At 49.5% G+C, this 5,352-nt stretch carries 4 protein-coding genes and 1 pseudogene; 1 reads left to right on the top strand and 4 read right to left on the bottom strand.

Annotated features, from left to right (window positions below):
• Positions 1 to 290, top strand: a pseudogene (locus KP699_RS15815) (IS5/IS1182 family transposase); the annotation flags it as partial.
• Here the strand turns inward: KP699_RS15815 and KP699_RS15810 are convergent.
• The 4 genes from KP699_RS15810 to rfbA form a co-directional block, all read right to left on the bottom strand.
• A protein-coding gene (locus KP699_RS15810; protein WP_215763290.1) for an IS630 family transposase occupies positions 262 to 1,210 on the bottom strand; the annotation gives its coding sequence in 2 pieces (ribosomal slippage) (positions 262 to 871 and positions 870 to 1,210; 951 coding nt in all). The pseudogene KP699_RS15815 and the gene KP699_RS15810 sit on opposite strands and share 29 nt — an antisense overlap.
• 89 nt (positions 1,211 to 1,299) lie before the next feature.
• Positions 1,300 to 2,249 (bottom strand): IS630 family transposase gene (locus tag KP699_RS15805; RefSeq protein WP_374196967.1). Its coding sequence is split into 2 segments (ribosomal slippage): positions 1,300 to 1,907 and positions 1,907 to 2,249, totalling 951 coding nucleotides; the frame shifts between segments, so codons are not numbered across the junction.
• A 435-nt stretch (positions 2,250 to 2,684) separates the two neighbouring features.
• The gene (locus KP699_RS15800; RefSeq protein WP_215763288.1) at positions 2,685 to 4,373 is read right to left on the bottom strand and encodes a hypothetical protein; all 1,689 of its coding nucleotides are present in this window, start codon (positions 4,371 to 4,373) and stop codon (positions 2,685 to 2,687) included.
• 21 nt (positions 4,374 to 4,394) lie between these two features.
• Positions 4,395 to 5,294 carry a glucose-1-phosphate thymidylyltransferase RfbA gene (rfbA, locus tag KP699_RS15795; protein WP_215763287.1) on the bottom strand — a complete coding sequence of 300 codons (900 nt, stop codon included), beginning with the start codon at positions 5,292 to 5,294 and terminating at the stop codon, positions 4,395 to 4,397.
• Positions 5,295 to 5,352: the final 58 nt, after the last annotated feature.

The following is a 5,352-nucleotide window of genomic DNA, read 5'->3' as shown; positions in this document are numbered from 1 at the left end:
TAATGTCTGGGCAGATACAGCCCCGTTCAAAAGCCAATGAGGCCTTCATGGAGAAGCATGGCTTTGTCTTCAAGGTTCACAGGAAAAAGCCTCATCTTAAGCCGATGCCACGACATATCCAGAAATCGAATGCAGGAAAATCCGTTATCCGGTCGCGTGTCGAGCATATTTTTGCTGATCAGAAGTCACAGACGGGACTGTTCGTCCGAACCGTAGGCATAACGCGAGCCACCATGAGGATCAGGCTAGAGCATAATCCGATCAATCTGGTTCATACCCAGCGGCGGTGAAGCAGGCGGCGGCCTGGCTGTGACAGACATCGTCGATTGCACCGCACAATGCATCCTGGAGTGCATTGAGGGTGCGGGGCGCCAGTCGTCTGATCCATGCCTTTATCTTGGCGAAGATGTTCTCGATAGGGTTGAAGTCGGGACTGTAGGGCGGCAGGAACAGCAGGTGGGCACCAACCGCCTCTACAGCCTCGCGCGCTTCAGCACTCTTGTGTGCCGGAAGATTATCCAGAATGACGACGTCTCCCGGTGACAGCGTTGGAGCGAGCACCTTGCGCGCGTAGGCGGCGAACCATTCACCAGTCATTGGGCCGTCCAGCATCATCGGGGCAGTCACGCCGGACAGACGCAGTCCGCCGATGAACGTCGTGGTTTTCCAGTGCCCGTGGGGCACGGACATCCGGCAGCGCGTGCCACGACGTGAGCGTCCGCGCAGACGGGCCATCTTCGTTGAGACCGTCGTTTCGTCGATGAAGACCAGGCGGCCCGGATCGAGGTCAGGCTGACTGTCAAACCAAGCTTCGCGCCGCTGTGCGACGTCTGGCCGTGTCTGCTCGCTGGCGTGCGCCGTTTTTTTTGACGGTCATGTCGTGACGGTCGAGACAGCGCCAGATCGTGCTCGGCGCAAAGCGGACACCATGTTCCGCCGCAAGTTTCTCCGCCAGTTCGACGAGGGAAATATCGGCCTTTGTTTCAATCGCAGCCAGCAGGAAGGCAGACCACGCTTCAATCCGGTGAGAACGGCGATCTCCACCCTGTTTGAGCGCATGGTCACGACCGCTGGCCTGCCACTCAGAGACCCAGCGGATAACACTCGATGAAGACACACCAAAGCGAACCGCCGCCGCACGACGGGTCATGCCAGAGGCAACAGCCGCAATCGTGCGGCGGCGAAGGTCAGCAGACAGGGCTCGGGTCATACGGGCCGGCCTCCATACCGGCACATAGTATGAATCAGATTTCGACCACAAGGGGAATCTCAAAATGAGCCCGTTAGAGCGTTTTTCTCTCAATCTGGCTCATATCCAGCGGCTGTAAAGAAGTTTGCGCACTCTGTGGGAGTGACCTGATCAATCAGTGTGCCGATCCTGTCCCACAGGGCGTCGCGTGTGCGTTCTGCGGCTTTACGGAGATGGGCCTTGAGTTTGGAGAAGGCCTTCTCGATGGGATTGAAGTCCGGGCTGTAGGGCGGGAGATAGCGCACGGTCGCACCTGCTGCTTCGATCGCGGCCTGAACGCCGGGGCCTTTGTGAGAACCGAGATTGTCCATGATGACGATGTCGCCTGGCAGCAGATCAGGCACCAGCACGCGATCGAGATAGGTCTGGAAGCTGCGGCCATTGATCGGACCATCCAGCACCAGGGGCGCCACGACACCGGTCAATCGCAACCCGGCGACGAATGTCGTTGTTTTCCAGTGACCATGTGGCACGGCAGAACGCAGCCTCTGGCCGCGCAGACACCGCCCGTAGCGGCGCGCCATATTGGTGGAGGCCCAGGTCTCATCAATGAAGACCAGCCGTTCCGGATTGAGATCGGGCTGGGCATCGAACCACTCCTGTCGTCGTGTCAGGATATCGGCGCGATCCTGCTCCGCCGCGTGAGCGGTCTTTTTTTCCATGTGATCTTATGACGCGCGAAGAAACGCCACAGCGTGCCGATTGCAAAGTGATGGCCGTCCTCAGCCAGTCGGGCGCGGATTTCGGCCAGGGTCAGATCATCCTTCTCCGCGATCAGCGCATGAATACGCTCGGCCTGCGCCTCAATCCGGTGAGACAGACGATCCCCGCCACGCAGTCTGGCAGCAGGACTGCCGGTCGTGGCGGCAAGAGCGCACCAGCGAACCGCACTTGCCGGACTGACGCCAAACCGTTCAGCCGCCTGACGACGCGACAGACCATTCGAAACGGCCGCGACAACACGTTCGCGGAGATCCAGAGACAATGTGCGTGATGACATCCACAACCGGCCTCCATCCCGGTCGTCACCTTGAATCAGATCACCGCCATTTTGGGAATCCCCAGCGATTCAATCAGGAAAGAAAACGCTCTAGATCGGATTATGCTCTAGCCAATATCGTCTACAATATGCGCCGCTTTCTCCTCCTGGAGCGGATTAACGCGATCGCGTAGCAATCCAGGGCATAAGACCCTCACTCTGCTCAAAACGCAGGGTGAAAATTAGGTCCACGAACCAGCAATCAACACGACAAAAAACTGAAATCAGGCAAAAGGAGAAACCATCAACGGTTCTTCGAACCCTCCAGGTCGCCAGACAAGTGTCTCGGGGGCATGCCCCCGAGACACTTGCCATCCCACCAACCCCAAGCCATAAAAAACGGGAACTCTCCTTTTGAGTGGATACAAAAAGGGGGGCACGTCAATAAACCTTAGATTAATAGCATTTATTCCCAATGTGAGTTCCAATAAATGAGTGATACTCATTGACTGAACTGAAATATCCATTTGCAATAATTATTCCAGCCTCTGGGTAATCAATAAGATACTCACGCTCTTTTAGTGGAAAGGCTTCCTGAATTTTAGTGTTATTATGCATGTAATGTTCTAAGCCATTTCCTGGCTTTAACATGTCTTTATAATTTTTCTTTATATAAAAACGTGGATCAAACCCACCTAAACCTTGCTTTTTATTTCTAAGAGTGTCGACTCTCTGAAAAATATTATATGCTTCCTCTGCTGAAATAAATTTCATATTTCTTGCCATGTAACTCAAATTTTCCCAGAATCGTTCTGAATGTTTATATAAACATTCAGAACGACAAAGCGGGAAGCTAATAAATTTATAAGCTGGATCATTACGAGGAATAAAATTTTGTCCCACAGCTTGGCAGGGATTCATCATACCAGCAAGTGGTACATAAATATTCTTGGCATCACTAAGCCAAGCAGCTAACCAAGAAAAAGTACTAACACTTATAGCTATATTGCAAGATCTACGCAAAACTTCAAAATCATAACGAGCCCCTTTCCCATTAACAAACAACGCATTAGGAAATTCTTCTTTTAATTTTTCAATATAAGGATTATTAGCAAGCTGACCAAAAAAAACAGGCTTCAATCCGGTTTTGAATTCAAGCATTTTGTAATATTCAAATGGAAGAACAAGGTAGTCTGCATGAATTCCATGCAATATTTCGTCAGCTCTAATATTAAAAACAATTTGCTCTTCATTAAAGCCTACTATTTCCTCTTCGAAATCTGAAAAATTTGGAAGATACATTTTTGCATTTTTTCTACTTGGATAAAAATCAACATTAAAAGGATATCCTTTAATTTTAAAACTATCTATATTTCCATTATTAAGATTTTGGGATAAACCGCGAATATCAAACCAAAAATCCAACTCACTAATTATACAGGAATTTTCTAACTCCAGTTCGCAATGTTCTTTTTGCATTCCCCATTCCGGTAAATTTACATTTTTAATTGACAGATTGGAAGTCCGTTCTTCTATTGCTTTAGCCACTAAATATTGCAACGCACGATTTGCGATATTACCCAAAGATTCAACCCATATTATTTTATGAATTTCAGAATCAAAAACTTCTTTAAATTCAATATTACGATCGTTAATCGAGAAGGAAAAGCAGTTTGGATTTGAAAAATCATATTTAAATCCATTCATAAAATCATAAATATCCAAACAATAATTACCTAAATTTACAGTATAATTTTCAGATATATATATATCTCTTTTTTTTATTATTTCGCCAGAAGCGCTCCAATGTTTATTGACAATTTGATAAAATTTATGGAAGAATTCTTCGGGTATTTTTAGAAAGTACTCCCAAGCGCCAGCACACTTAACTTCTTGTTTTATAAGCGTTCCGTCTGGAAGGGATGTTAAATAAAAATTTTCGTGATGTATTAAAATAAAGTTATCGCTTTCTTTTATATTTAACTTTTCAAAAAAAGACAAAACACTTTTGTCTTTTTTTGTATCTAATAAAAAAAAACGTGACATTTTCTTAGTAGAACTAATTATACTTTGTTCATAGATCCCCACATCAGAGTCATACTCCAAGAAAAAACCGTGATACGACAAGAGATAAAAATTTTCCATGACTTGATTATCCAATATTTATTAAAATGTCGACGCGACCTGCATCAGCAGCCGTCCCAGTTCTGTTTTCCCCATGCGGGAGGCATGTGCGCGGAGCTGGTCCGCATCAATAAAGCCAAGCCGGAAGGCAACTTCCGCCGGAGAGCCAACCAGCATGCCCTGACGGGCCTGAATGGTGTGCACAAACTGACCGGCTTCCATCAGGCTGTCCGGAATCCCGGCGTCCAGCCAGGCGCAGCCGCGGCCCAGACGGTCCACGTGCAGGCTGCCCTCTTCCAGATAGAAGCGGTTGAGGTCTGTAATTTCCAGCTCACCGCGCGCAGAAGGTTTGACCCGTTTGGCGAAGTCCAGAACACGGTTGTCATAGAAATACAGGCCGGTCACAGCCCAGTTGGAAACCGGCTCTTTCGGTTTTTCAACAATGCTCAGAGCGCGGCCTGTCTCGTCAAAGGACACCACGCCGTAGCGTTCCGGGTCACGCACCTGATACGCAAAAACCGTTGCGCCCGTCGGGCGGATGGCGGCTGTCTGGAGGGCAGCGCTCAGATGGTCCGCAAAAATCAGGTTGTCACCCAGCGCCAGGGCACACGGGCAGTTATCCAGCCAGTCTTCCGCAATCAGGAAGGCCTGCGGAATTCCATCCGGTGAAGGCTGGGCCCGGTATTCAAACGTGACGCCAAACTGAGATCCGTCTCCAAGCAGGCGCTTGAACTGCGGGAGATCGGCGGGGGTGCTGATGATCATGATATCCCGGATCCCCGCCAGCATCAGCGTGGAGAGCGGATAATAGACCATCGGCTTATCATAAACCGGCAGCAACTGTTTGCTGGCGGCAAGCGTCATGGGGTACAGGCGCGTTCCGGAACCACCGGCCAGCAGAATACCCTTCATTTTTGTCTGGAGTGCAGGCTTCTGTGTCATTCTACGGTGCTTCCCAGTCTGTTGCCTGTATAACGGCGGGCGCGGATGCCTTCCCACC

Origin of the sequence: Acetobacter sp. P1H12_c (genome assembly GCF_018811975.1) — a bacterium.
GTDB classification, from domain to species: Bacteria; Pseudomonadota; Alphaproteobacteria; order Acetobacterales; family Acetobacteraceae; genus Acetobacter; species Acetobacter persici.
Note: the sequence above shows the minus strand (reverse complement) of the source record. Positions and strands in the feature narration are given on the sequence as shown.